The sequence below is a fragment of the Shewanella sp. 10N.286.51.B2 genome, assembly GCF_041469265.1.
In the GTDB taxonomy this organism is placed as follows: Bacteria; Pseudomonadota; Gammaproteobacteria; order Enterobacterales; family Shewanellaceae; genus Shewanella.
This window is the reverse complement of the sequence record NZ_JBFRKH010000115.1, coordinates 1-477: the sequence shown is the minus strand read 5'-3', so window position 1 is coordinate 477 and position 477 is coordinate 1. Positions and strand designations below refer to the sequence as shown.

The window sequence follows — 477 nt, the reverse complement described above, 5'->3', positions numbered from 1 at the left end:
TGTAACCCTCCCTTAAATTCAGAATGTTTTAAATAGAGTTTTCCATTTACACTAAACCAAATGGAGAATCACATGAAAAAGACACGTTTTACAGAAAGCCAAATCATCAACATCCTCAAAGAAGGCGAATCAGGCGCACTCACTGTGCCTGAGTTATGCCGCAAACATAATGTTGGTCAAAGTACCTATTACAAATGGAAATCGAAATACGGTGGGATGCAAGCCTCTGATTTAACCCGTATGCGTGAATTAGAAGCTGAAAATGCCAAGCTTAAAAAGATGTTTGCAGATGTCAGTTTGCAAAACATGGCGTTAAAAGACATTGTTGAAAAAAAGCTATAAAGCCAGCAGAGCGGAAGGTGTTAGCCCACTATGCCATTAATGAATTTGGCCTAGGTGTTGTGTTGGCTTGTGATGCACTAAATATTAGTCGTTGCACATTTTATTACCAACCCAAGCGTATCGATGATAATGACA

1 protein-coding gene is annotated in these 477 nt (G+C 39.0%); it reads left to right on the top strand.

Going from position 1 to position 477, the window contains the following annotated elements; all coding sequences use genetic code 11:
- The first annotated feature begins 72 nt into the window (after positions 1-72).
- Positions 73-342 (top strand): transposase, encoded by a 270-nt coding sequence (locus AB4140_RS19640; RefSeq protein WP_157936128.1) that lies wholly within the window; start codon positions 73-75, stop codon positions 340-342.
- The last annotated feature ends 135 nt before the right edge of the window (positions 343-477 follow it).

Excerpts from the sequence above, each read along its gene's own strand:
- AB4140_RS19640 (WP_157936128.1), top strand. The coding sequence starts at position 73 with ATGAAAAAGACACGTTTTACAGAAAGCCAAATCATCAACATCCTCAAA.